Raw genomic sequence first — 24,029 nt, forward strand, 5'->3', positions numbered from 1 at the left:
AGTATTTTTCCATCAGCAGCTTGCGGCCCCCTCCTGCGGGGCGATCATCAGGCGGATGATCTCACGGTCGGTCTCGGCCATGCCGTCGTGGGCCATCTTGCTCACGTTGCGGATGGTGTTCTCCACGCCCTTGAGCACGATGCCGTCGCCGCCCACGAACTCGCTGTCGTGCATCTGCATCTGCATTCCCAGCAGACCTGCTTCCACGGCAGAAGCGATCTTTGCGGCGCAGCTGGCCTTGGCACCATCGCAGACCATACCGGAGTTGATGGCCAGCGCGTTGACCACCGTGTGAGCGATCTCGTTATAACGGCCGCCGTGGAGGTATGTAATGCCCGCGCCTGCACCGCAGCCGGCACTGGTGGCGCCACAGTAAGCCGAGAGGGGCCCGATGCCTGTTTTGAGGTGGATGGTAACGAGGTTGGACACCAGCAGGGCACGGTAGAGCAGCTCCTGCGAGGCTCCCATATCCCGGGCGTAGATGATGACCGGCAGAGAAGCCGTCAGGCCCTGATTGCCGCTGCCGGAGTTGATGACCACCGGCAGCTCGCAGCCATTCATCCGGGCATCGGAACCGGCGGCGGCCCAGGCCTTGGCCCGGTTGTGGACGCTGTCGCCGTAGGAGCGGAGCAGGATGCGGCCGATCTCGGCACCCCAGTGGCCCTCCAGGCCCTGCTTGGCAATGGCCGTGTTGCAGTCGATCTGGCGCTGCAGGGTCTCTTTCACGTCGTTCAGGTCGGCTTCATCGGCAAACTGGACGATCTGCTCCACGTTGAGCAGGGTGTGGTCGGTGGCCTGGGTGCTGGTCTGCTCCACGTATTCTTTCTGGAGCAGGACCTCGCCGTCCCGCTGCAGGGCGATGACATTGGTGTGGTGGCCTGCGATCTCCGCAAAAGCGGTATGCCCGCCGCCGAACAGCCGCACCTGGATGTCAAACAGGTAGGGCTTGCCCGAGCGCTCCACATGGATGGGCGTCTTTTCCAGGAAATCCGCCATCTTCTTCAGGTCATCCTCCGTCACGGCGCAGAGCACTTCCAGTTCCTTGTCCGCATCGCCTGCCACGATGCCTGCGGCAGCGGCGGCAGCAATGCCCCGGCGGCCGCCCGTGTGGGGCACCACCACGCTTTTGACGTTCTTGATGATGTTGGCACTGGCGGCTACCTCAGCCTGCTCTGCCGGGCAACCCAGTGCCCGGGCAGCCAGGGCAGCAGCATAGGCCACCGCGATGGGTTCGGTGCAGCCCATCGCGGGCACCAGCTCTTCTTTCAGAATTGCAAGATAAGTATTGTAAAGCGCTTTCTCCATTTTTCTATCCTCCGTTTTATTTTACCGGGCACCCTCGCCCGCAAAAAACTCTTTGACCAGCTTTGCCACCGTGCCGGAGAGCAGCAGCAGGGCGATCAGGTTGGGAATGCTCATCAGGCCATTGAATGTATCGGCAATGTTCCACAAAAGGCCCAGATCCATCGTCGCGCCCACAATGGACACAAAGGAATAGAGCACGAGGAACGGCCCCACCACCTTATCGGTGCGGAACAGGAATTCCGCACAGCGAGAGCCGTACAGGCCCCAGCCGATGATGGTGGAAAACGCAAAGCAGCAAAGTGCCATCGCCGTAAAGATGGACGACCAGCCGCCGTAAGTCGCGGTAAAACCAGCGATGGTCAGCTCGGCGCCAGCGGCAGCCCCGTAGCCCACCGGCACGCCGCTGCACAGGATGACCATGGCGGTCAGAGTGCAGATGACAATGGTATCGGCAAAGACTTCAAAGATGCCGAACATCCCCTGCTTGACGGGCTTCCGGGTATCGGCGCAGGCATGGGCGATGGAGCCCGTACCGAGGCCGGCCTCGTTGGAGAAGATGCCGCGGGAGACGCCTTTCTGCACGCTGAGAAACACACTGCCGATGGCACCGCCCGTGAACGCTCTGGGGTTGAACGCGCCCGCGATGATGGACTCCAGCACATAGGGCAGACGCCGCACATTGAGCACCACGACGCCTACCGCCAGCACCACATAGAACAGTGCCATGAACGGCACCAGCTTCTCCGTGACGTTGCCAATGCGTTTGATGCCGCCCAGCAGCACCATGGCCACCAGCATGGCCACTACCACGCCCACAATGAGGTTGAGGGTGGGCAGAAAACTTTTTACCGAGGTGTTGTACGCCAGCACGGCGGAATCAATGGCCGTGACGATGGTGTTGACCTGAGTGGCGTTGCCGGTGCCAAAGACCGTCAGCACGCCAAACAGGGAGTACAGCACCGCCAGGAACTGCCAGCGCTGCCCCAGGCCGTTTTTAATATAGTACATGGGGCCACCCACCAGCTCCCCGTTTTTGTTCCGCTCCCGGAAATGGACGGCCAGCGTCACCTCCGAAAACTTGGTGCACATGCCCAGCAGCGCCGAGCACCACATCCAGAACACGGCACCCGGCCCGCCGATGGCGATGGCACCCGCCACGCCCGCGATGTTGCCGGTGCCCACCGTCGCCGCCAGTGCGGTGCAGACGGCCTGGAACGGGGTCATGGTGCCGTCCGAGGCATCCTTTTTGCGGAACATCCGGCCAATGGTGGTGCGGATGGCGTAGGGGAATTTGCGGATCTGCAAAAAGCCGGTCCGCACACTGAGCAGCAAACCCACGCCGATGATGCACACCATGGCCGGGATGCCCCAGATAAAGCTGTTGACCGCCTGATTGACGGCCGCAATGGTTTCGATCATATATTTGTTTCACCTATTACTTGGATTTTTAACACAACAGAAGACATTTTATCCTATTTTAGGGGTGGTGTCAAATTTTTTCTACACAAACCACCCCGGTTGTGCTATGATAGGGCTGAAAAATTGGTTTGGCAATGCCAACCACAAGGAGATGTTTCCAGAATGGTCACAACTTCCACTCTGATGGAAAATTTACGGCAGGAGGGCGTCAGCCGGATCTGCTGCTGGCCGTCAATGAATATCGTACCACCCACCCGCTGACCGAGGCTTTGGCTCCCCGTGTGCCGCAGTCGGCCTTTACTTACTATGGAAAAGACGTCTGGGAGCAGGCACTGGCCGCCCTGCTCTGCGGCGAGAACCTGCTGCTGGCCGGCGGCAAGGCCACCGGCAAAAATGTGCTGGCGGAGAATCTGGCCGCCGCCTTTGGCCGCCCTGCATGGGATATCTCGTTCCATGTGAATATGGACGCGGCCTCCCTCATCGGCATGGACACCTTTGAGGGCGGTGCCGTCAAATTCCGGCCCGGCCCGGTCTACCGCTGTGCTCAGTGCGGCGGCTTTGGCGTGCTGGATGAGATCAACATGGCAAAGAACGAGGCGCTGGCTGTCCTCCACGCGGTGCTGGATTTCCGCCGCGCCATCGATGTGCCCGGCTACGAGCGCATCCCGCTGGCCGAGGAGACCCGTTTCATTGCCACCATGAACTACGGCTACGCGGGCACCCGGGAACTGAACGAAGCCCTCACCTCCCGCTTTGTGGTCATCCAGATGCCCACCATCACCGAGGAAAACCTCGAAAAGCTGCTCCGGGCCCAGTTCCCGGATCTGACGGGCAAGTACGTCCATCAGTTTGCCCAGCTTTTCCTCGATTTACAGAAAAAGTGCGACAGCGCGGAAATCTCCACCAAAGCGCTGGACCTGCGCGGGATGCTGGACGCCCTGCGGCTCATCCGCCGGGGCGTGCCTGCCGGGGCCGCGCTGGACATGGGCATCACCAACAAAGCCTTTGATTCCTACGAGCAGGGGCTCATTCGGGACGTCATTGCCGCCCGCATCCCGGCCCAGCTCACCGCCGCCAAGCTCTTCAGCTGAGGGGCCGCCCTATGGAAGCGCAGAGCTACACCGCGCAGGAGCGGCGGGCCGCCAATCAGGTGTGGGCCGCGGCAGGCGAATACGGCTTTGAGCCGCTGTTTCTGGCCCGCAACACCGATGGCACCGTGGATTTTTACATGAACTGCATCGTGGGGCTGGTGCACAAATATTACGGCGACGACCTTGTGCGGGGGCTGTTCAATACCTGGGACGGCGACGTGAAGCAGTCCCTGCTGGACGACCTGACCTGGCTGTACCTCGAAAGCGCCGCCTACGCGCTGGAGCTGCCCCGCCGCCCGGTGCTGGCCGAGCTGCGGCGGGCCCACGCGGATTATTTCTTCGGCATCCAGTACAAACTCTCGCGGCAGGAGTGGATGGCGAAAAACCAGCTGGTCTACTCCATGCAGGCCACCCGCTGGCGGCGGGTACAGGGCCGGGCCGACCCGGTGCTGACCCCTTATGAAAGCCAGCTGGCGGCGGCCCTGGCCCCGGAAACACCGCCCAAGCCCGAGGAACTGAAAGCCAGCGTACTGGCCTTTTACGCTAAATTTGCCCTCTTTGACGGCACGGTGCACCAGAAACTGGCACTGCACCTGCACTTGGAGGGGCTTCTGGCCTCTCTTGCCACCAAGACCATGCCCACCCAGATGATCAAGACCGACCGGATGACGGTGGAGCACTCGGGCAGTGTGGACGCGGGCGGCGGCGGGCCGACTGCCGACAAGCGGCTGGCCCATATTACACTGAAACAGAACGCCGCCGAGGACCGGGCCTACATCGAGAGCTGCTTTGGCCGCTCTCTCTACCCGCCGGAACGGCTGCGCAAGGCCGAGCAGGAGCTCTGCACCGGGGACCATCTGGGGTGCCATTTGTGGTTTGCCTCCGGCGTGCCCAGCCCGGAGCAGGCCCCCACCCCCGAAGCGAAACATCTGGCCGAGCAGGCCGAATTGCAGGCCGACCGCAACCGGGCTTACGATGCCAAAAACCGGGAGCTCCACCGCAGCGTAGTGCTCCGGCTGACTGAACAGATCCAGAACTGCATCCTGGTCCACCAGCAGCCCAACGCCCGGATCGCCCGCAGCGGCAATCTGGATCCCGAGCGGGTCTGGCGGGCTCCCCTGCTGGACGACAGCCGGGTCTTCCGCTGTGCCGAGGAGGAGAACCAGCCCTCGTTCACCGTAGACCTGCTGCTGGATGCCTCGGCCTCCCGGCTCCACTGCCAGGAAGTCATTGCGGCACAGGGTGCCATCCTGGCCGAGAGCCTTTCCCGCTGCCGCATCCCGGTGCGGGTAAGCAGCTTTTGCAGCCTGCGGGGCTACACCGTGCTCCGGGTGCTCAAGCATTTCAAAGACAAACAATGGCAGGGTGTCAACCAGTATTTCGCCTCGGGCTGGAACCGGGACGGCCTGGCCCTGCGGGCGGCAGGCGACCTGCTGGATTTTGACCCCGGCCCGGCTCCCCGCCACCTGCTCATCCTGCTGACGGATGCCTCCCCCAATGACAGCCGCCGCATCCCGCCCAGCCCGGAAAACCCGCTGGGCCGGGATTACGGCGGGCCCTACGGCGTGGACGATACCGCCGCCGAGGCACGTGATCTCCGCCGCAAGGGGATCCAGGTGTCCGCCGTCTTTATGGGCGAGAACAGCTCCATCCCCGCCGCCGAGCGCGTTTACGGCAAAAACCTGGCCCGCATCCGGAGCATGGACCAGCTGGCCCGTGCCGCCGGGCAGCTCATCCAGCACGAGATCCGGGCCTGGGGGATTGAGTTCATACAACCATATTGTTTATTCTGTTTTCCGTTTTAAAAATATTTTTGTCCAGTAAGCAAACTTATAGTTGTATTTTGTTGTTGTTTGTGGTATACTCCTCTCAGAAATACAACCAACATCGGTCCCGGAAGAGAGGAGAACCACCATGGATGCTGCCCGTTACTTTGAGATGATGCACCGCGCCATGTCTGCCCGGAAACGTGATACCACCCTGCTGCTCCGCGTGAAAGTGCAGGATCTTGGCGGGGCAGACGCTTATCTGGAGCTGCGGCAGGAGCCCGGCAGCGCCCGGGTGCGGTTGTTTTACTCCACCATGGGGCGGCGCAACCTCAACTTCCAGTTGTTCCGCAAGGGCTGGCAGCTCTGCCACAACGCTTCCGGCGAGATGACGGGCCGCTTCCCTGCCAAGGCGGATGAACTGCTGAGTGCGGACGACTTTGCCGCCTACATCCGGGACGATGCCCTTGATGCAGGCCGGGCCGAGCGCGTCCTGCACGAGCTGCGCCGCTGCTCCGGCGAACACACCGCCGCCCTGCCCCGCAAGCGTCCTGCACGAGCTGCGCCGCTGCTCCGGCGAACACACCGCCGCCCTGCCCCGCAAGCGCGCGGAGGGGGCGCTCATCACGGTGGACAGCTTTGTAGGCCGGGGCGCGCACTGGTGATACTGGAGCACCGATGCCGCCGCCCAGCTGCCCATGGCCGCCGTCCTCTGCTGGCTGGGCGATTTCCTGGCCGGGACGGAGCGGCGCACCCTCCAATCCTGCCCGGAGGCCGTCCAGCTGGCCGCTCAGTGGCAGGCCGACCTTGCTTCGCCCTTTGCCTGCCCGGTGGACCGGATGCCCAGCCCATGGCCCCGCCGCCTCCGGCTGCTGCCCGCCGCGCTTCTGCACAGCCTGTGCAGAACCCCCGGTGGCAGAGCATCCTCGCCGTGCTGGCAACGGTATAAGAAATGCCCGGAGAACGCTGTGATCTGCAGTGTCTCCGGGCATTTTTTATCTTTTGCGATTCTAAAAATTTTCAACCGTTCCAGCCCCGGGCCGTGGGGTCCAGCATCTCCGCGGCAGAATAAATGAGGGCGTTGCAGATGGCGGCGGCCACATTGCTGCCACCCTTGCGGCCCATTGCCACAATGGCAGGCACGCCGTGGGCCTCGCAGGTGACAAACAGCCGCTCCTTGCTCTCCACCACATTCACAAACCCTACCGGGACACCGATGACCAGCGCCGGGCGCAGGCCCGCCTCGATTTGCTCCGCAATGGTGAGCAGGGCTGTGGGTGCATTGCCGACGGCCAGGATGGCCCCCGGGTGCTCGGCGGCTGCTTTGTGCATCGCCGCCACAGCCCGGGTGGTGCCCCCCGCCTTGGCCCGTGCGGCCACTTCAGGGTCCGCCATATAGCAGGCTGCCTGCCCGCCCAGCTTGGCAAGACCGGGCTTGGTAATGCCCGCCAGCGCCATGTTGGTGTCGGTGACGATGAACATCCCTTTGTGCAAGGCCTCCACGGCCTTTTGCACGGCCCCGGGCGTAAAGCGCAGGTTTTTTGCGTAGTCAAAATCCGCCGTGGTGTGGATGACCCGCCGGACAACGGCTTCCGTCTCCGGAGGCGGGGTCAGGCCCATCTCGGCCAGCTCCGCGGCAATCATTTTCAGGCTCGTCCGCTCAATGTCAGCGGGCAGATGGTGCTGCGGCATCAATATTCTATCCCCTTTCGCGCCGGGACCCCTTTCTGGTAGGGGTGGCGGTGGCATTTCATTTCCGTCACATAGTCGGCCTCGTCCAGCATCCACTGGGGCGGCTGGTGGGCCGTCAGCACGCACTCCCGCGCGGCAGGGCGCTCCCGCACCGCCTTTTGGAGCAGTGCCTTGTCCACCATGTCCAGCTCCCAGGCCGAACCGGCCTCGTCCAGGACCAGCAGATCGGCAGGCCGGGCCATGGCGTTCCGCAGGTTCCGGTTCTGTAATTCCCGGGTGGCGGCTTTTTCGGCTTCATTCATCTGGAAGACGAATTTCTGCCCCGCCTTGCCCCGGTAAATTTCGGCCCCCAGCTTTGCCAGCAGCGGGATCTCCCCGCTGTTTCCGCCTTTCAAAAACTGGACGATGACCACCCGTTTGCCGCTGCCCAGTGCCCGCAGGGCCAGGCCCATGGCGGCGGTGGTCTTTCCTTTTCCGTCCCCGTAATAGAGGTGCAAAAGTCCCTGTTCCATCTCAGCGCTCCATTCCCATGGCCCGGTAAACCGCGGCCATGTCCAGCGCGCCCCGCACGCCGTCAGCCAGCAGATCAAACTGCTGCTGGCGGTACTGCTCCATGGGCACAAGGGCAGCGGCTTCCGGGGCGATGCCCTTCTGTTTGCACAAAAACACGGTCAGTTTTTCGGTCAATTCGCCGGTATCAAAGAGGCCGTGGAGGTAGGTGCCAAACACACTGCCGTTAACACAGCCCTCGGACTGGCCGTCCGCAAGGGTATCAAAGGGCGTGCCCTCCACCACGGTCCGGCCGGTGTGGATCTCATACCCCGTCAGCTTTGCCCCGGCAAAGGGCTCTGCCGTGACCGTGGCCGTGACCTGGGTGCGGCGCTTCTGCTCCGAGAAGACCGTCCGGGTGGGCAGCAGGCCCAGCCCCCGCAGGGACTGCACCCGGCCACTCTCGCTGCCGGTGGGGTCGTCCAGCTGCCGGCCCAGCATCTGGTAGCCGCCGCAGACGCCCAAAATAGGTGTGCCTCGCTCGGCCAGCTTTAAAATGGCCGCTTCCAGCCCGGATTGACGGAGCCAGAGCAGGTCGTCCACCGTGTTCTTGGTGCCGGGCAGAATGATGCAGTCCGGCGCGCCGAGGCCGCGGGTGCTCTCCACATACCGCGCGCCCAGCAGCGGGTGCTGCTCCAGCGAGATGAAATCTGTAAAGTTGGAGAGGCGGGGCAGCCGGATGATGGCCACATCCAGCGGCTTGACGACATTTTTCACGTCCAGCCGCTGGGAGAGGGAATCCTCGTCCTCAATGTCCACGTTCAGGTAGGGCACCACGCCCAGCACGGGCAGGCGCGTTTTTTCTTCCAGCATGGTCAGGCCCGGGCGCAGAATTTCCACATCCCCCCGGAATTTGTTGATGATGAGTCCCTGAATGCGGGCACGCTCCTCCGGCTCCAGCAGCTCCACCGTGCCGTAAAGCTGGGCGAACACGCCGCCCCGGTCGATATCGCCCGCCAGCAGGACCGGGGCATCCACCAGTTTGGCCAGCCCCATGTTGACGATGTCGTCCGCCTTGAGGTTGATCTCCGCCGGGCTGCCGGCACCCTCGATGACGATGATGTCCACATCCTCCGCCAGGCTGTTGTAGGCAGCTAAAATATCGGGGATGAGCTGTTTTTTGTGGCGGAAGTAGTCCGCCGCTTTCATCTGGCCCCGCACCTCGCCGTTGACGATGACCTGGCTGCCTACATCGCTGCTGGGCTTGAGCAGAATGGGGTTCATCCGGACGTCCGGCTCGATGCCCGCCGCCTGGGCCTGCACCACCTGGGCGCGGCCCATTTCCAGCCCGTCCCGGGTGACAAAGCTGTTCAGGGCCATGTTCTGGCTCTTGAACGGGGCCACCCGGTACCCATCCTGCGCAAAAACGCGGCAGAGCGCCGCGCAGAGCAGGCTTTTGCCCGCGCCGCTCATGGTGCCCTGCACCATAATGCATTTTGCCCGGCTCATCCCAACACCTCCTGCAGTGTTTTCAGCAATCGTTCATTTTCCGGCCCCGTGCGCACGGCAGTGCGGTACCAGCTGGCGTCCAGCCCCGGATAATTGGCGCAGCCGCGCAGGACGACGCCCTTTTGCCGCAGCGCTTCGCCCAGACTTTCCGGCCCCTGCAGCAGCAGGTAATTGGCCCTGCCCTCGATCACCCGCAGGCCCAGCGCCCGCAGGCCTGCCGTGAGTTTCGGCTTCTGCGCTGCAATGAGGGCCCGCACCCGCGCAACGTACGCCGTTTCTTTCAGGGCCGCCACACCGGCGGCCTGAGCCAGGCTGGACACCGCCCAGGGCTGGCCCGCGTTCCGCATTTTTTCCAGCAGAGCAGCGTCCGCACTGAGGCAGTAGCCCAGCCGGACGCCTGCCATGCCGTAGAGCTTGGTAAAGGCCTTGAAAATGATGAGGTTCTGATCCTCGTGCAGCAGGGGTTTTGCCGTCCAGCGGTCGCCATCCGGCAGGAAATCCAGAAAGCACTCGTCCACAGCCAGAACAGCCCCGCACGCCGCGCACCGCGCCGCTGCCCGGCGGACAAGGGCCGGGCTGGCCAGCTGGCCGGTGGGGTTATTGGGCTGGCAGAGGAAGACGATCTCCACCCCCGGGACGATGGCGTCCAGAAACTCCTCTGTCACCGCGAAATCATTGGCTTCGTTCAGCGTAAAACGCTCCACCGTGCAGCCCACGGTTTCGAGTGCCGTGGCGTACTCCGCAAAGGTGGGGGCCGTCACCAGCGCCCGGCGGGGTTTTACGGCCAGCGCCAGCCGGAAGATGAGGTCCGCCGCGCCGTTGCCGCAGAGGATCTGATCGGCGGGCAGGCCCTCCGCCTCGCTCAGTGCCGCGCGCAGGGTGCGGCAGAGCGGGTCCGGGTAGCGGTCCGCCTGCGGCAGGGCCGCCGTGATGGCATCGGCCACCCCTTTGGGCAGGCCCAGCGGGCTGACATTGGCCGAAAAATCCAGCGCGTCGCGCCCAAATTGTTCGCGGTAGCCCATCCAGTCACCGCCGTGCACCAGTTCCATAAAAATCTCCTTTACAAAAGCACCCGGAGGCCCAGGCCGATGGCCAGCGCCAGAATGCTCTCCGCAACCATCATCCGGTTGGCCCGGAGGATGTCCTCCGGCTCGATGGGCCGCAGGGCATCCCCGATGGTCCGTTTGGGGTAATACTGCCCGAAATAATAGGCAGGCCCCGCCAGCTGGACGCCCAGGGCCCCGGCACAGGCGCTCTCGGTCTGGGCGCTGTTGGGGCTGGCATGGCGGCGGCGGTCCCGCCGCCAGATCTTCCACGCCCCTCCGGCGCTGTTTCCGGTCAGCGCGGCAGCGGCCACCCAGAGCAGGCCCGCCAGGCGGCTGGGGATGTAATTTGCCGCATCGTCCAGCTTGGCGGGCACGCGGCCAAAGTAGAGGTATTTTTCGTTTTTGTAGCCCAGCATACTGTCCATCGTGTTGATGGCCTTGTAAGTGAGGGCCAGCGGGGCCCGCCCAGCAGCATATAGAGCAGCGGCGCAATGACACCGTCGCTGGCGTTTTCGGCCACCGTCTCCACGGCGGCTTTCGTCACGCCCTCGGCAGTGAGCTCCGCAGTGTCCCGGCCCACGATCCGGCTGACCGCTTTGCGGGCCCCGGGCAGGTCGGGTTTTTTGAGCTCTTTATAAACATTGGTGCTCTCCTGCACCAGGCCCCGGGCGGCCAGCGCCTGCCCGCACCAGAACATCTGGACGGCCAGCCCCAGCAGCGGGTGGAGCCGGGCGGCCCCCCAGCAGACGAGCCCTGTGAGCAAAAAGGTGCCCACCGGCAGGCAGAACGCCACGATGGCACCGCCCAGCAGCTCTCCCTGAGGCGTTTTGGGCAGACGGGGGCGCAGGAATTTTTCAAGCTTGGAGATGGCCTTGCCCATGTACACCACCGGGTGGGGCAGCCAGGCCGGGTCTCCAAAGAGGGCGTCCAGCACAAAGCCGCCCAACACGGCCCAAACCGTCATCATAGGTTCCCCTCTGCAGCACTTTTTGTATATTGCACCGTCTTGATTACCGTGAGGATATGCTTTTGCGTCCAATCTTTGGCGTCCAGCACATAACCGCCCGCATTGGGGCCGCACCACTTGTAATAATCCTGATGAGGCACCCCATACCGCTCCATGGCCGCCATCTGGGTACCGCCATGGGCCAGAATGACCAGCCGGTCTTTTCCCTCTGCCAACGCCTCATCCACCAGCTTGGAGAATGCGGCACAGATGCGGTTGGAAAAGTCTTCTTTCCGTTCGCCGTCCGGGCAGGAGCTCTCACAGTTGGCCTGCACCCAGGCCTGATAATCCGGGTCATGCTCCATCTCAATGAAATTGCGGCCCTCAAAGCTGCCAAAGCACATCTCCTTGAGGCCGTCCACCACCACGAGTTTTGCGTGGGGGAAGACGATTTTCGCCGTCTGGGAGGTGCGCTGCAGCGGGGTGACATAGACCACATCGGGGTCAAAATCCGCTTTGCGGAGCTGGGCGGCTCCCTTGGGCGAGAGCGGGATATCCCGCTGGCCTGATAGCGCTTCTGGGCGTTGTATTCCGTCAGACCGTGACGCAGTAAATAGATCAGCATTTTTTCAGCAATTCTCCTTTCAGCACCGTGGGGATGCCGCAGAACATCTGCACCACGCAGTCGGCGCGGGCCGCCAGCAGGCAGGCCAGCCGCCCGGCGGCTTCCCGGGCGGCACGCTGCCCGGCATCCACCGGGACCACGCCGCCGCCCACCTCGGTAGCAATGACGATATCGTATTGGGCCAGCTCTTCCGCCAGCTGGGTCAGATCGGCAGCATCGGCGGCTTTGTCCTGCACATCGGTGATGCAGCTGCCCGCAAACTGCCGCGCAAAGGTGCGCTTGCCGCTGTAGAGCGGCCCGGTAATGAACATCATGTTATAAAATGCCTCCCCACTGGCTGGCCGCCAGCGCCGCCAGCATCCAGAATTCGGCTTTTTGCAAAAACCACCCGGCCAGATCCCCCGTGATGCCGCCAAACTCCTTGACGGCCACATGGTGGTACCGCCACAGCACCAGCAGAGCCGCCGCCACCAGTGCCCCGCCGCCCAGCGCAATGAGCGCCGCAGCCAGCAGGACGGACAGAACGATCAGGATTTTTTGAACGCTTTCCCGGTCTGCCGCCGTGGCAAAGGTGTGGGCCAGACCGGTGTTTTTGGCCATGGGGAACGCCGCCACCGCCAGCCCCGAGAGGCCGCGCTCCAGCACCAGCGCCAGCGTCCAGCACAACCCCACCCGGGGGGAGAAGCGGATGCAGAACGCAAAGCAGAAATACGCGAGGAAGTAGGTGCAGAGCCGGATGACGGCAAAGGCCCCGCAGTGGGGGTCTTTTAAAATTTCCAGCTTCTTTTCCCGGTCGCCATAGCTGGAAAGGGCGTCCGAAGTGTCGGCATAGCCGTCCAGATGGATGCCGCCGGTGACCAGCACCGGAATGAGGCAGAAGCCGCCGGCCCGGATCATATCGGGCAGCGGCAGCGCCCCGCAGAGGCTCCACAGCGCCCCGATGACCCCCCCGATGAGAGGGAACGCGCAGAGGGCGTACCGCATGTTTTTGGAGTTCCAAGCAAATTGCGGCACCGGCAGGGCCGAGAACATGGCAAACGCCACGGCAATGGTCTGCAATGCGATCATACCGGAGCACCTCCTTTGTAATAGACCGGGATGCCGCAGACCACCCGGCAGACATTGTCCGCCCGGGCGGCAAGGGCGTTGTTGACCCGCGCGAGGGCCAGCAGATACTGGTCGGTATCGCCTGCATAGTCGGCCCCGCCGCTGAAGACTTCGTTGGAGACGAGGACGAGGTTTTCGCACTGGGAGGCCACCGCCTCCACACCGGCCAGCACAGCCCGGGCCGCGTGCTTCCCTGCCCCGCCGGGGCTGTAGAGCTCGTTAGCGGTCAGGTTGCCCAGGTCTTCCAGCAGGGCAGTGCCCCGGGCGGGGAGCTGCACCTGTTCGAGACGGAGCGGGCACTCCACCGTGGTAAACTGCTTTCGGGCCCGCATTTTCCGGTGCTTTGCCACCCGGGCGGCGCACTCGGCGTCCCACACCTGCATGGTGGCCAGATAATAGCGCGGCAGGGCCGTTTTCAGCACCAGACTCTCAGCATACTCGCTTTTGCCGCTGGCCGCGCCGCCCAGCACCAGTGTCAGCATCCGGCACCTCCTTGAGGCGTGTAAGGGGTCAGCCCGCCGTCTGCGAACGAATAGCAGTTCCGATAAACGGCCAGTGCCATATCCCACAGCGGGATGGCGGCCACGGCCCCGGTGCCCTCGCCCAGATGGAGTCCGGCGGTGATGAGCGGGGCTTTGCCCAGCGCTTCCAGCACGAGGCGGGCGGCGGGCTCGGAGGAGCAGTGGCTGGCGAACACGGCCTTGGCCGCCGCCGGGCAGAGCCGGACGGCGCAGAGGGCCGCCACCCCGCTGATGAAGCCATCCATCAGCACGGGCACGCCCTCCAGCGCACCGCCCAGAAAGACGCCGCAGAGACCCGCGATGTCAAACCCGCCAAGCTTGGCGAGGACATCCAGCGCGTCGTCCGGGTCGGGCTGATTGACCGCAATGCCCCTTTGAATGGCATTGATCTTCCGGGCAAGGCCCTCGTCGGAGAGACCCGCGCCTCGGCCTGTCATCCGCTCCACAGGCTGGCCCAGCAGCACCGCCGCCACCGCGCTGGAGGTGGTGGTGTTGCCAATGCCCATCTCGCCCGTGGCCAGCAGGGTGACGCCCTGCGCTTTCTGCTCCCGCACCAGCGCGATGCCCTTGGCAACAGCCTCCACGGCCTGCTCCCGGCGCATGGCCGGGCCCTGGGTAAAATCGGTGGTGCCGGAGGCAACGCGGCAGTTCCGCACGCCGGGCACCGGCTCCCCGGCCATGCCCATGTCCACTGGCACCACCTCGCACCGGGCCGCACGGGCCATCTGGCAGACGCTGGTGCGGCGGGCCGCCAGGTTTTCGGCCACCGTCCGGGTCACGCTCTGATCTGTCTGGCTGACGCCCTGCGCCACCACGCCGTTGTCCGCGCAGAGGACGAGGACGGCACGCTTGGAGAGATCCAGCGCCGCACTCCCGGTGAGGGCGGCGGCGGATTCCAGCGTGGTTTCCAGCGCTCCCAGCCCGCCCAGCGGCTTTGCCAGGCTGGCCCAGTGGGCATGAGCCGCCGCGCGGGCGGCCTCGTCCGGCGGGGTGATGCCCTCCAACAGGGTTTTGAGTGTTGCTTCTGTCATAAACTGCCTCGTTTGTTCTGGTAAGATTCTGCCGCGGCCACGAACCGCTCCGGCAGGGGCGTACCCGCCCAGTACAAATGCGGGAACCCCGCATAGAAATGCTCGTTTGCAAAGCCGCAGGCCCACTGCCTGCCATTGGCCTTGGAGGCGGTAAGGGCCGTGCCATTTTCCGTGGAATCCCAGTGGTGGAACTCGTGCACGGGGAACTGTTCCCCGGCCCGGAAGAGCAGGCTGTCCGCCCGCGCCGTAAGGGTGGCGTAGCCAAAGCGGACCAGCCGCCCGACCTTGACTCCCTGCCCGGGCAGGACGCCCGCCATGGGCCAGATGCCCCCCTCAGCGTCTTCCAGCGCCTGGCCGAGGTAGAGGAAGCCTCCGCACTCGGCCACGGTGGGCAGGCCTGCCGCGACAGCCCCCCGGATGCTCTGCCGCATGGAGGTGTTCTCGCTCAGGGCCTGGGCGTGGAGCTCCGGGTAGCCGCCGGGCAGGTACAGCCCGCCAACCCCCTCCGGCAGGGCCGGGTCCCGCACCGGGCTGAACGGGACAGGCTCTGCCCCGGCGGCGGTAAGGGCCTCCAGCGTTTCGGCGTAGGCAAAGCAGAACGCCTCATCCCGCGCCACCGCGATTTTGACACACTGTTTTTTGTGTTCCTGTTTGATCCGCGCTGCTGCCGGGGCAGGCTGCTCACAGAGGGAAAGCAGTTTTTCCCAATGGATATTTTCTTCGGCAGCCTGTGCCAGCAGGGCGATCTTCTGCTGTAAGTCCGCTACTTCCCCGGCCGTGTAAAGGCCAGATGGCGGCTCCCGATGGCGGCCTCCGGCACCGGGGGCAGGAAGCCGCTACCGGCAGGCCGGTCTCCGCTTCCAGCATGGGGGCCAGCATCTTGTACAAACCGGGCTTGCAGTCATTGAGCAAAATGCCCGCTAAATGGCTGGGAGTGCGGAAGCTCTGCAGGCCTTTGATCTGGGCCGCCAAGGTCAGGCTGGCCCCCTTGGGCCGCACCACCAGCAGCACGGGCAGATTCAATGTATCCGCCACCTGCCAGGCGCTGGCCGTGGTGCTGGTACCGCCCAACCCATCGTAAAGGCCCATGGCCCCCTCACAGACGGCGGCGCCGTGGCCCGCCGCGCCGCTGGCGTAGAGGCCGCGCGCCGTCTCCGGGGAGGAAAAGAATAAATCCAAATTGTGGCTCTCCACCCCCAGCACCGCCCGGTGGAACATGGGGTCGATGTAGTCCGGCCCGCACTTGAACGCACAGGGGGCGTACCCCCTGTTTTTCAAAGCTGCCAGCAGGGCGCAGGCGAGAGTGGTCTTGCCGCTGCCGGAGTTCGGCGCGGCCAGCAGGAACTGGATCATACGCTTTTCTCCGCTTCGTCGGCCCGGGTGATGAGGAAAATGGGGTTATTGGCCATGAGCAGGTGGAGTTTGCCCGCTGCTTTGGCGCGGCTGACAGAGATCTGGCAGACCTCCGCCTGCAGGCCGTGGGCCGTGAGGGCCGCCACCGCAGCAGAGAGCGTTTCCAGCGCAATGGCTGAAATGCAGATGCGGGCCGCCGGGTTGCGGGCCAGCGCAGCCTCCACCACCGCTGCCATATTCCCCTTGGTGCCGCCGATGAAAACGGCATCCGGAGCGGGCAGGTTTTCCAGCGCGGCGGGGGCGGTGCCCTCCACCAACGTCAGGTTGCGGACCGCGAATTTTTCTTTGTTCTGGCGGATGAGGGCACAGGCCTCCGGGTCACACTCCACGGCATACACCCGGCCGCGGGGGGCGGCAAGGGCCAGTTCCACGCTGACGCTGCCGGTGCCGGCGCCCACATCCCAGAGCAGCTCCCCGGGCTGGACGCCCAGCTTTGCCAGCACGGCGGCACGGACTTCCTGTTTGGTCATAGGCACTTTGCCCCGCACAAAGGCTTCGTCCGGCAGGCCCTGGGTACGGCGGGACGGCACCTGGGCCGCCTCCACCAGCAGCACGCTCAGGCTCTCGAAACGGCTGGCAGCCAGCTGGCCCACCGTGCCGGTATAAACTTTCTGCTCCGGGGTCCCCAGGTTCTCGCCCACAGCGGCGGCCAGCTTTCCAAAGCCCTCTGCCGCCAGCTGGGCACAAAGGGTGGCGGGGCTCTCGCTGCCGCCCGTCAAAAAGAACGTAGGCTTGCCCTCCATGCACTCGGCCACCGGGTCGCAGGCGCGGCCATGGGCCGAGACGAGCTTCCAGTCCTGCCAGGGGCGGCCCAGCGCGGCAGAGAGCATCTGCACGCTGGAAAGACCGGGCAGCACCACAGGCTGATATCCCTGTGCCTGCAGACGCTCCACCAGTGCCGAAGCCCCGGAGTAAAACCCGGTGTCGCCGCTGTACAGGAGCGCGGCGTTCTCACACCCGGAGGCGTGGAGCAGCTCCAATATTTCATCCGGCAGGTAGGCGGCGGCACGGTTCTCCGTGCAGCCAGCAGGCAGGGCCGACAGCAGCCGACGGGCCCCTAAAATCAGGTCCGCTGCCCGCAGGGCCGCATAGCCCTGCACGGTCAGGCTCTCCGGGCAGCCGCTGCCCATCCCGATCAATGTGATCTTCATAACATTTTCTCCTTGCAGAGGTTCAGAATCTCCTGTGCGGTCTGGCCCTGTTCCGGCGGGCGGCGGAGCACCACGAGCTGGGCCCCGGTGCTTTGCGCGGCCTGCACTTTCTCGGCAAAGCCGCCCGCCGCGCCGCCATCCTTGGTGACGAGCCAGCGAATTTCAAACTGCTGGATCAGTGCTTCGTTCAGTGCCCGGGAGAACGGCCCCTGCATCGCAATAATGTTGCGGTGGGGACGCCCGCCGCCTCACAGGCCGCAATCCCCTCCTGGGTGGGCAGCACCCGGGGGTAGCACCGCTCCGGTGCGATGGGGGAAAAGGCTCCCAGCTCTTTGGCCCCGGTGGTGAGGAGGACATTGCCCTCCGTCCGGGCCAGCTCCCGGGCGGCCTCCGCCGCACCGGCAAACACCAGCGCACCCTCCGGCAGCGGGCTGGGGCCCGGAGCAGGCGGTGGTATTCCACCCCCGCCCGGGCCGCCGCCGCTCGGATATTTTTGGTAGCCTCCACGGCGTAGGGGTGGGTGGCGTCGATACAGAGGTCCGCTCCCTGCAGCAGGGAGACCATCGCTTCCGGTTCCAGCCGCCCGGCCCGGACGGTGACACCGGGAGCACTTCCCTGCTCCTCCGCCCCGAGGTCCGTCGCCACGCTGACGAGGACATCCGCCCCAAGGGCCCCCAGCTGTTTGGAGAACGCGCGGCCCTCGGTGGTACCGCTGAACACGACCGCTCTCATCGCTTGTACCCCCGGGGCGTGACCATCCGGCCAGCCAGCTCACGGGTGGCGGCGTTGCCGATGAAGACGGTGGTGAACATATCCACCTGCGTCTTTTCCAGCTCGGCCAGCGTCAGGACACGTTTTTCCTGCCCCTCCCGGCCAATGTTGCGGACGATGCCGCAGACCGTCTCCGGCGTTTTCCCGTTGGCCAGTAAAATGCGGACCGCTTTTTGCAGGTAATCCGGGCGGCCCTTGGAAGAGGGGTTATAGAGTGCCAGCGCAAAATCGCCCCTGGCGGCACAGGCCAGCCGCGTCTCGATGACTTCCCACGGGGTGAGCCGGTCCGAAAGAGAGATGACGCAGAAATCGTGGGCCAGCGGGGCTCCCAGCACGGCTCCGCCGGAGAGGGCCGCCGTCAGCCCGGGCACCACCTCCACGGTGACATCCGGGTAGCCCCGCGCCAGCTCCAGCAGCGGGCTGGCCATGCCGTAGACCCCGGCATCGCCGGAGCAGACCAGCGCCACGGAGCGGCCTGCCTGCGCCGTTTCCAGCGCCCAGCGGCAGCGGTCCAGCTCTTTGGTCATGCCGGTGGAATAGGTTTCTTTTTCCGGGAAAAGGGGGCGCACAAGGTCCAGATAGACCGTATAGCCGCACAGCACCTCTGCCTGTTGTAAGGCACTCTGCGCCTGCGCGGTCAAAAACCGCGCGCCGCCCGGGCCAAGGCCCACGACGAAAACAATGTTATGGTTCTGCATCCTTCCAACTCCAATCCGGGGCAAATGGTTTTGCGGCCAGCGCCAGCGTGACGCCGCCGCCCGCCTGTTTGGGCACCTGCAGCGGCCCGTCCGCCGCACAGACGGCGGCCCGCTCACAGACATTGTCCACCCCGGTCACGCTGCGGACAAAGGCCGAGGGGGTAAAATGGCCCTCCACGGCCTGCAGCTGCCGGGCCGTATAAAAAGTGATGGGCCAGCCGTGGGCGGCACAGAATGCCGCCAAGCCGGGCTCGTCCTGTTTTAAATCAATGCTGGCCGCGCCGCGGATGCCCGCCGGGGCAAGGCCATGGGCGGCACAAAAAGCCGCAAAGGCCGCTTCCAGCTGGTCAGCTGTGGTTCCCCGCTTGCAGCCCACCCCCAGCACCCCGATGCGGGGTACCAGATGCAGCGCTTCCGGGGCTGTTTTTCCCGGGGTGAGGGTCAGGGCAAAATCCGCCGCTTCTCCTGCCCCAGCCAACGCCACCCCGGCGGGCGGAGTGCCCTGCACGGGCCAGTCCGATGCCAGCCGGACGGTGTGCCCGGCCAGCAGCGCCCCGCTGACCAGCTTGATCCGCTCCGGCTCCAGCACCGTGCAGCCCTGGGCTTTGGCCCACTCGTCCACGGCAAAGACGCCGTTGGCATCGGTGGCGGTGGTGATGACAGGCACCGCCCCGCAGGCTTCCGCCAGCGCCCGGGCCAGGGCATTGGCCCCGCCCAGGTGGCCGGACAACAGCGGCACGGCAAACCGCCCGCACTCATCCAGCACCACAACGGCGGGGTCGGCGGCTTTGCTGCGGCAGTGGGGCGCAATGGCCCGCACGGCGATTCCGGCAGCTCCCACAAAAATCAGGGCGTCCGCTTGTGCAAACTGCGTACGAGTCCACTCCGCCAGCCGGACGCCGCCCGCGCCGCAGCGGGAAACGCTGCCGGGCAGTGCCCGGGCCAGCCGGTGGGCCAGAGCCATGCCTTTTTCTGTAAAGGCCAGATAGGCGCGGCTCATTGCTTTGACTCCGTGGCGGGGCGGTACTCGGTGGCAAAGGCGGGGTCGTAGAGCTTGCTGCGCTCGTACCGGGTGCCCAGGAAATCGCCTACCACGATGAGGGCCGTTTTGGTGATGCCCGCCGCCTTGGTGCTCTCGGCCAGGGAGCCGACGGTGCAGCGCACCACTTTTTCTTCCGGCCAGGTGGCCTTATAGACCACCGCCGCCGGGGTATCTGCCGTGTAGGCCCCGCCGGCCAGCAGAGCCTCCTGCACCTTTGCCACCAGACCGATGGACAGGAAGATGACCATGGTGGCCCCGTGGGCGGCGAGGGATTGCAGCTTTTCTTTTTCCGGCACCGGGGTGCGGCCCTCCATCCGGGTGATGATGACGGTCTGGCTGACGGTGGGCAGGGTGTACTCGGCACAGAGGGCCGCCGCCGCCCCGCAGAAGCTGGACACACCAGGGGTATCATCGTAGGGGATGCCGTCGGTGTCCAGTGCATCCATCTGCTCCCGGATGGCCCCGTAAAGGCAGGGGTCGCCGGTGTGGAGGCGGACGGTGGTCTTGCCCGCCGCTTCCATCCGGCGCATGGTGTCCAGCACCTGTTCCAGCGTCATCTCGGCGCTGTTGTAGATGGCACAGCCGGGCTTTGCCAGCCCCAGCAGGGCCGGGTTGACCAGACTGCCCGCGTAGATGATGCAGTCAGCCCCCTGCAGCAGGGCCGCGCCCCGCTGGGTGATCAGATCGGGCGCGCCGGGGCCCGCCCCCACAAAATGAACCATGGCGTTACTCCTTTACCAGAATGGTTGCAAAATATCCGGCGTCCTGTGCCGGGTCATAATCCGTCAGTGCTGGGAAAACGGCCTCGTCCGGCAGACCGCAGTTGCAGACCATCGCACTTTTTTCCAAAAGCCCGTGCCGGGCCAGCGCTTCCAGCGTCCGGGGCAGCTGGCGGCCCGTCTTCATCAGCACTTTCGTGCCCGGGGCCTCCAGCACTTCGTCGGCGTGGCGGCCCGGAGCGATGGTCAGCGGCTGCTCCATCCCGCCTGTCAGGCTGCAGCCCAGCCGGGCCGCGGCGGCGCAGAAGCTGGGCACCCCGGCAATGCGGTACGTCTCATACCCCTGCTCTTTTAAAATCTCTTCCAGATAGCCGTAGGTGGCGTAGACCGACACATCCCCCAGGTTGAGCATGGCCACGTCCTGCCCGGCATCCAGGCAGGCCCGGACTTTCTCCGCGGCCTCCTGGTGGGAAGCGCGCAGGGCTTCTTCCTCCCGGCTCATGACAAAGTGCAGGGGCAGGATGGTCTTGCCGCGGAGGTCTGCCGCCCCTCTGGCAATGTCCAGCGCCAGCATCCGCCCGGAAGCGGTCTGCGGTGCCGCCAGCACGGGGCAGCGCTCCAGGCAGCGCACGGCTTTCAGGGTCATCAGCTCGGGGTCGCCCGGGCCGACGCTGACGCCGTAGAAACGGCCTTTTTTCAGGTTTCCTGTGTCCATGCGTGCAGCAGCTCCTTTGCAGTCTCGGTCTGGCCCAGCGGGCCATACTGGTTGGAAAAGAGGATGGCTCCCACACGGAACGCCCCGGCCGCGCGGCGGTCGAGGTGGGTCTGGATGGCATCCACCAGCCCGGCCAGCACCGGGGCCCGGAGGCCTGCTTTGTCCAGGATCTCAATGCAGGCGTCCGTGGTGGCCGCGTGGAGGAGGGCCGCGCAGACCTCCTGCCCCGCCCCGCTGAGGGCGGCGTAGGTGCAGAAGAGCTCGGTGCGGCAGTCCGCCGTGTGGGAGTGGGTGTTCATGATGCCGCCCGCCAGCTTGCACAGCTTGCCCACATGGCCGATGAGCAGCACTTCCTCAAACCCGGCGGCGGCCGCCATATCCAGCGTGTCACCAATGAAGTTGGAGCACTTGACCACCGGGATCTTTTCCAGCCGGGGCAGGGTGCCGTGGAGGTAATCCAGCCCATAGTTGCCCGGGGCCAGGATCAGCCGCTGGGGCGTACCCGAGTGGGGGCGGAGGCGAGCCTGATTCATTTCCAGCTGGATGGTGTCCAGCAGGGCCTGCTCACTCATGGGCTCCACGATGCCGCTGGTGCCCAGCACGCTGAGGCCGCCCTCCACCCCGATATGGGGGTTGAACGTCCGCTTGGCCACCTCGGCACCACCCTCAATGGAAACAATCACGGCAAAACCGCCCGCATAACCGGCGGATTCGGCTTCTTTTTGCAGGGCCTCCGCGATCATCTCCCGGGGGACATGATTGATGGCGGCTTCGCCCACCGGCTGGTCAAGGCCCGGCTTTGTCACCCGGCCCACCCCCGGCCCGCCGAAGATCTGCACATCCGCGCGTTCCGGTTTCAGGACCACTTCCGCCGCAACGGGCAGGCCGGTGGTCACGTCGGCATCGTCACCGCCGTCCTTTTCAATCACGCAGACAGCACCGTCTTCCGTTGGATGGCAGGCCAGCGGGGCCACCTCCACCACAATGCCTTTTGGGGTGCGGAGAGCGACCGTTTCCGGCGTGCGTCCGGTAAGCAGGAGCCGGGCGGCTCCTGCCGCGCCCAATGCCGCACAGGTGCCGGTGGTATAACCGCAGCGGAGCAGTTTCTGCCCGCTGCGGACATAGTGCTCGAATTTGGGTCTTGGCTTTTTGGGGGCCTCTGCCTGCGGGGCAGGCGTCTGCACCGCGGCGTCCGGGCCATAGAGAAACGTGTACTCCTCCGCCGTCAGGTGGTAGATGCGGCAGATATTTTCTTTGGTGAACGCTTCTTCGGGCGTCAGCACACCGGAAACAGCCTCAGGCGAGACGCAGACCACTTTGTCCGAAATTTTGCGGGCGAGATCCAGCTCATGCAGACTGAGCAGAACGGCCATGTTCCGCTCCCGGGCCAGCTGTTTCAGGATGCCCAGCAGTTCCACTTTGCCCTTGATATCCAAAAAAGACGTAGGCTCATCCAGCAGAATGATCTCTGGCTGCTGGCAGATCGCCCGGGCCAGCAGCACCCGCTGGCGCTGGCCATCGCTGATCTTGTTGAAATCCCGGTCGGCGAGGGCCTCCGCGCCCACCAATCTGAGGGCGGCGCGCACCTGCGCTCTGTCCTCTGCCGAGAGGACGCCCAGCCGCCCGGTGTAGGGGTAGCGGCCCGCCGCCGCCAGCGTGAAGCAGGTGGTGAGCTCCGTGCGGCGGGTGTGGGGCAGCATCAGGGCCATTTTGCGGGCCCGGGCGTTGCCGGACAGCGTGGAAAGCTCCGCGCCGTCCAGCAGCACCGCACCGCCCTGCGGGGCCAGCTGGCCTGCCAGCGTTTTGAGCAGGGTGGATTTGCCCGCGCCGTTGGGGCCCACGAGGGTCAGGATCTGGCCCCGCTCCACCCCCAGCGCGATATTTTGTAAAAGGGCTTTGGTGTAGCCCACAGCCAGGTCTTTTGTCTCGCAGTAATAACTCATCGTTCCCCCTCCTGTGTCTGGCGGCGGATCAGCAGCCAGATGACCACCGGTGCGCCGAACACGGCCGTGACCGAGCTGATGGACAGCTCAGTAGGGGCAAACAGGCTGCGGGCGATGAGGTCACAGAGCAGGCAGAACGCCGCCCCGCCCAGCGCGCAGCCCGGCAGGACGTGCAAGGGTTTGGCGCTGCCCAGTGCTCCCTTGACGAGGTGGGGCACCGCGATGCCCACAAAGGAGATCGGCCCGGCAAAGGCCGTGACGCAGGCCGCCAGCAGGCTGGAAAGAAGCACCAGCGCCATGCTGAATGGCCGCACCGCCACGCCCACGCTTTTGGCGTAACTTTCCCCCAGCTGGTAAGCCGCCATGGGCTTGGAGAGGCAGAACGCCGCTGCCAGGGCCGGAAGCACCACGCAGGCCGCCACCTGCACATTGCCCCAGGTAACGCCCGAAAAGCTGCCCATGGACCAGTTGTGGAGGTTGACGATGTTGGAGTCCTGCGCAAAAGTGACCACGATGTCCGTGATGGCAGAGCAGATATAGCCGATCATGACGCCGCAGATGACCAGAATGCTCATCCGCTGCACCCGCCGGGCCACAGCCAGCACAAAGGCCATCGCCACCATGGCACCCGCAAAGGCGGCTATGATGAGCGCCGCCGAGCTGGTGAAGCGCCCCTGATTGAGGAATATCACCATGGTGAGGGCCACGGCCAGCTTGGCACCGCTGGAAATGCCCATGACAAACGGGCCCGCAATGGGGTTGGCAAAAAAGGTCTGGAGCAGATAGCCTGCTGCCGAGAGCGCCGCCCCCAGCAGGATCACCATGACCGCCCGGGGGAGCCGCAGCTGCAGGATGATGCCCATGGAGAGCGCGTCCTGCCCTTTGCCCAGCAGGGCCGCCAGCACGGCCTGCGGGGTCAGCGAAACGCTGCCCCACAGCAGATTCATGCCAAACAGCACCAAAAGCCCCGCCGTGAGGGCGAGGTAGGTCCGTGTGAGGCGTTTGGGGGTGGTCATGGGGTACTCCTTTT

The 24,029-nt window shown here is 65.0% G+C and carries 21 protein-coding genes and 5 pseudogenes; 3 read left to right on the top strand and 23 right to left on the bottom strand.

The features are described 5' to 3' along the window. Nucleotides 1-12: 12 nt before the first annotated feature. Both DXA70_RS01500 and DXA70_RS01505 read right to left on the bottom strand, forming a co-directional pair. Nucleotides 13-1,305 carry an L-serine ammonia-lyase, iron-sulfur-dependent, subunit alpha gene (locus DXA70_RS01500; RefSeq protein WP_128117397.1) on the bottom strand — a complete coding sequence of 431 codons (1,293 nt, stop codon included), beginning with the start codon at nucleotides 1,303-1,305 and terminating at the stop codon, nucleotides 13-15. 21 nt (nucleotides 1,306-1,326) lie between these two features. After that, nucleotides 1,327-2,724, bottom strand: a complete 1,398-nt coding sequence (locus tag DXA70_RS01505; RefSeq protein WP_128117398.1) for a sodium:alanine symporter family protein — start codon at nucleotides 2,722-2,724, stop codon at nucleotides 1,327-1,329. Between the two features lie 162 nt (nucleotides 2,725-2,886). On the opposite strand from DXA70_RS01505, the pseudogene DXA70_RS01510 reads away from it, so the two are divergent. The 3 genes and pseudogenes from DXA70_RS01510 (at nucleotide 2,887) to DXA70_RS01520 (ending at nucleotide 6,530) form a co-directional block, all read left to right on the top strand. Further along, nucleotides 2,887-3,815, top strand: a pseudogene (locus DXA70_RS01510) (MoxR family ATPase). 11 nt (nucleotides 3,816-3,826) lie between these two features. Then, entirely contained in the window at nucleotides 3,827-5,620 is a 1,794-nt protein-coding gene (locus tag DXA70_RS01515; protein ID WP_128117399.1) for a hypothetical protein, read from the top strand. Between the two features lie 109 nt (nucleotides 5,621-5,729). Continuing rightward, nucleotides 5,730-6,530 carry a hypothetical protein gene (locus DXA70_RS01520; protein ID WP_128117400.1) on the top strand — a complete coding sequence of 267 codons (801 nt, stop codon included), beginning with the start codon at nucleotides 5,730-5,732 and terminating at the stop codon, nucleotides 6,528-6,530. Between the two features lie 71 nt (nucleotides 6,531-6,601). Here the strand turns inward: DXA70_RS01520 and DXA70_RS01525 are convergent, their stop codons facing one another. The 21 genes and pseudogenes from DXA70_RS01525 to DXA70_RS01615 form a co-directional block, all read right to left on the bottom strand. Next, nucleotides 6,602-7,276, bottom strand: a complete 675-nt coding sequence (locus DXA70_RS01525) for a precorrin-8X methylmutase (RefSeq protein ID WP_128117401.1) — start codon at nucleotides 7,274-7,276, stop codon at nucleotides 6,602-6,604. Then, nucleotides 7,273-7,785, bottom strand: a complete 513-nt coding sequence (locus DXA70_RS01530) for a cob(I)yrinic acid a,c-diamide adenosyltransferase (RefSeq protein WP_112114561.1) — start codon at nucleotides 7,783-7,785, stop codon at nucleotides 7,273-7,275. The genes DXA70_RS01525 and DXA70_RS01530 overlap by 4 nt, the downstream gene beginning before the upstream one ends. A gap of 1 nt (nucleotide 7,786) precedes the next feature. Further along, nucleotides 7,787-9,271 carry a cobyric acid synthase gene (locus DXA70_RS01535; protein WP_128117402.1) on the bottom strand — a complete coding sequence of 495 codons (1,485 nt, stop codon included), beginning with the start codon at nucleotides 9,269-9,271 and terminating at the stop codon, nucleotides 7,787-7,789. After that, on the bottom strand, nucleotides 9,268-10,320 hold the full coding sequence (gene cobD, locus DXA70_RS01540; protein ID WP_128117403.1) for a threonine-phosphate decarboxylase CobD: 1,053 nt from the start codon (nucleotides 10,318-10,320) through the stop codon (nucleotides 9,268-9,270). Before cobD ends, DXA70_RS01535 begins: the two co-directional genes overlap by 4 nt. A gap of 11 nt (nucleotides 10,321-10,331) precedes the next feature. Beyond that, nucleotides 10,332-11,281: pseudogene (cbiB, locus tag DXA70_RS15220) on the bottom strand (adenosylcobinamide-phosphate synthase CbiB). Continuing rightward, nucleotides 11,281-11,888: pseudogene (locus DXA70_RS01550) on the bottom strand (histidine phosphatase family protein). The pseudogenes cbiB and DXA70_RS01550 overlap by 1 nt, the downstream one beginning before the upstream one ends. Beyond that, a complete protein-coding gene (locus DXA70_RS01555; protein ID WP_022257576.1) occupies nucleotides 11,882-12,202 on the bottom strand; it encodes a bifunctional adenosylcobinamide kinase/adenosylcobinamide-phosphate guanylyltransferase in 321 nt (106 codons plus the stop codon). The pseudogene DXA70_RS01550 and the gene DXA70_RS01555 overlap by 7 nt, the downstream one beginning before the upstream one ends. 1 nt (nucleotide 12,203) lies before the next feature. Continuing rightward, nucleotides 12,204-12,956, bottom strand: coding sequence for an adenosylcobinamide-GDP ribazoletransferase (locus DXA70_RS01560; protein WP_128117404.1), 753 nt, complete (start codon nucleotides 12,954-12,956; stop codon nucleotides 12,204-12,206). After that, nucleotides 12,953-13,477, bottom strand: coding sequence for a bifunctional adenosylcobinamide kinase/adenosylcobinamide-phosphate guanylyltransferase (locus DXA70_RS01565; RefSeq protein WP_128117405.1), 525 nt, complete (start codon nucleotides 13,475-13,477; stop codon nucleotides 12,953-12,955). Before DXA70_RS01565 ends, DXA70_RS01560 begins: the two co-directional genes overlap by 4 nt. Continuing rightward, on the bottom strand, nucleotides 13,471-14,547 hold the full coding sequence (gene cobT, locus DXA70_RS01570) for a nicotinate-nucleotide--dimethylbenzimidazole phosphoribosyltransferase (RefSeq protein ID WP_128117406.1): 1,077 nt from the start codon (nucleotides 14,545-14,547) through the stop codon (nucleotides 13,471-13,473). Before cobT ends, DXA70_RS01565 begins: the two co-directional genes overlap by 7 nt. After that, nucleotides 14,544-15,900, bottom strand: a pseudogene (locus DXA70_RS01575) (cobyrinate a,c-diamide synthase). The gene cobT and the pseudogene DXA70_RS01575 overlap by 4 nt, the downstream one beginning before the upstream one ends. Beyond that, complete coding sequence (cbiE, locus tag DXA70_RS01580) at nucleotides 15,897-17,111, bottom strand: precorrin-6y C5,15-methyltransferase (decarboxylating) subunit CbiE (protein WP_128117407.1); 1,215 nt, start codon at nucleotides 17,109-17,111, stop codon at nucleotides 15,897-15,899. The pseudogene DXA70_RS01575 and the gene cbiE overlap by 4 nt, the downstream one beginning before the upstream one ends. Further along, a complete protein-coding gene (locus DXA70_RS15225) occupies nucleotides 17,108-17,326 on the bottom strand; it encodes a precorrin-6A/cobalt-precorrin-6A reductase (RefSeq protein ID WP_347553456.1) in 219 nt (72 codons plus the stop codon). The genes cbiE and DXA70_RS15225 overlap by 4 nt, the downstream gene beginning before the upstream one ends. Beyond that, entirely contained in the window at nucleotides 17,299-17,520 is a 222-nt protein-coding gene (locus tag DXA70_RS15230; RefSeq protein WP_347553457.1) for a precorrin-6A/cobalt-precorrin-6A reductase, read from the bottom strand. Before DXA70_RS15230 ends, DXA70_RS15225 begins: the two co-directional genes overlap by 28 nt. 65 nt (nucleotides 17,521-17,585) lie before the next feature. Further along, a pseudogene (locus DXA70_RS15235) lies at nucleotides 17,586-17,843 on the bottom strand (precorrin-6A/cobalt-precorrin-6A reductase); the annotation flags it as partial. Further along, the gene (gene cobJ, locus DXA70_RS01590; RefSeq protein WP_128117408.1) at nucleotides 17,840-18,580 is read right to left on the bottom strand and encodes a precorrin-3B C(17)-methyltransferase; all 741 of its coding nucleotides are present in this window, start codon (nucleotides 18,578-18,580) and stop codon (nucleotides 17,840-17,842) included. The pseudogene DXA70_RS15235 and the gene cobJ, both read right to left, overlap by 4 nt. After that, entirely contained in the window at nucleotides 18,567-19,580 is a 1,014-nt protein-coding gene (locus tag DXA70_RS01595) for a cobalamin biosynthesis protein (RefSeq protein ID WP_128117409.1), read from the bottom strand. Before DXA70_RS01595 ends, cobJ begins: the two co-directional genes overlap by 14 nt. Next, nucleotides 19,577-20,344: a precorrin-4 C(11)-methyltransferase gene (gene cobM / locus DXA70_RS01600; RefSeq protein ID WP_128117410.1), complete on the bottom strand. Its 768-nt coding sequence runs from the start codon at nucleotides 20,342-20,344 to the stop codon at nucleotides 19,577-19,579. The genes DXA70_RS01595 and cobM overlap by 4 nt, the downstream gene beginning before the upstream one ends. A gap of 4 nt (nucleotides 20,345-20,348) precedes the next feature. Continuing rightward, nucleotides 20,349-21,056 carry a precorrin-2 C(20)-methyltransferase gene (gene cobI / locus DXA70_RS01605; RefSeq protein WP_128117411.1) on the bottom strand — a complete coding sequence of 236 codons (708 nt, stop codon included), beginning with the start codon at nucleotides 21,054-21,056 and terminating at the stop codon, nucleotides 20,349-20,351. Continuing rightward, the gene (gene cbiD / locus DXA70_RS01610) at nucleotides 21,038-22,999 is read right to left on the bottom strand and encodes a cobalt-precorrin-5B (C(1))-methyltransferase CbiD (protein WP_128117412.1); all 1,962 of its coding nucleotides are present in this window, start codon (nucleotides 22,997-22,999) and stop codon (nucleotides 21,038-21,040) included. Before cbiD ends, cobI begins: the two co-directional genes overlap by 19 nt. Then, complete coding sequence (locus DXA70_RS01615) at nucleotides 22,996-24,015, bottom strand: iron ABC transporter permease (protein WP_128117413.1); 1,020 nt, start codon at nucleotides 24,013-24,015, stop codon at nucleotides 22,996-22,998. The genes cbiD and DXA70_RS01615 overlap by 4 nt, the downstream gene beginning before the upstream one ends. Nucleotides 24,016-24,029 lie beyond the last annotated feature (14 nt).

The sequence above is a fragment of the Faecalibacterium sp. OF04-11AC genome (assembly GCF_003460645.1).
Lineage (GTDB): Bacteria > Bacillota > Clostridia > Oscillospirales > Ruminococcaceae > Faecalibacterium > Faecalibacterium prausnitzii_I.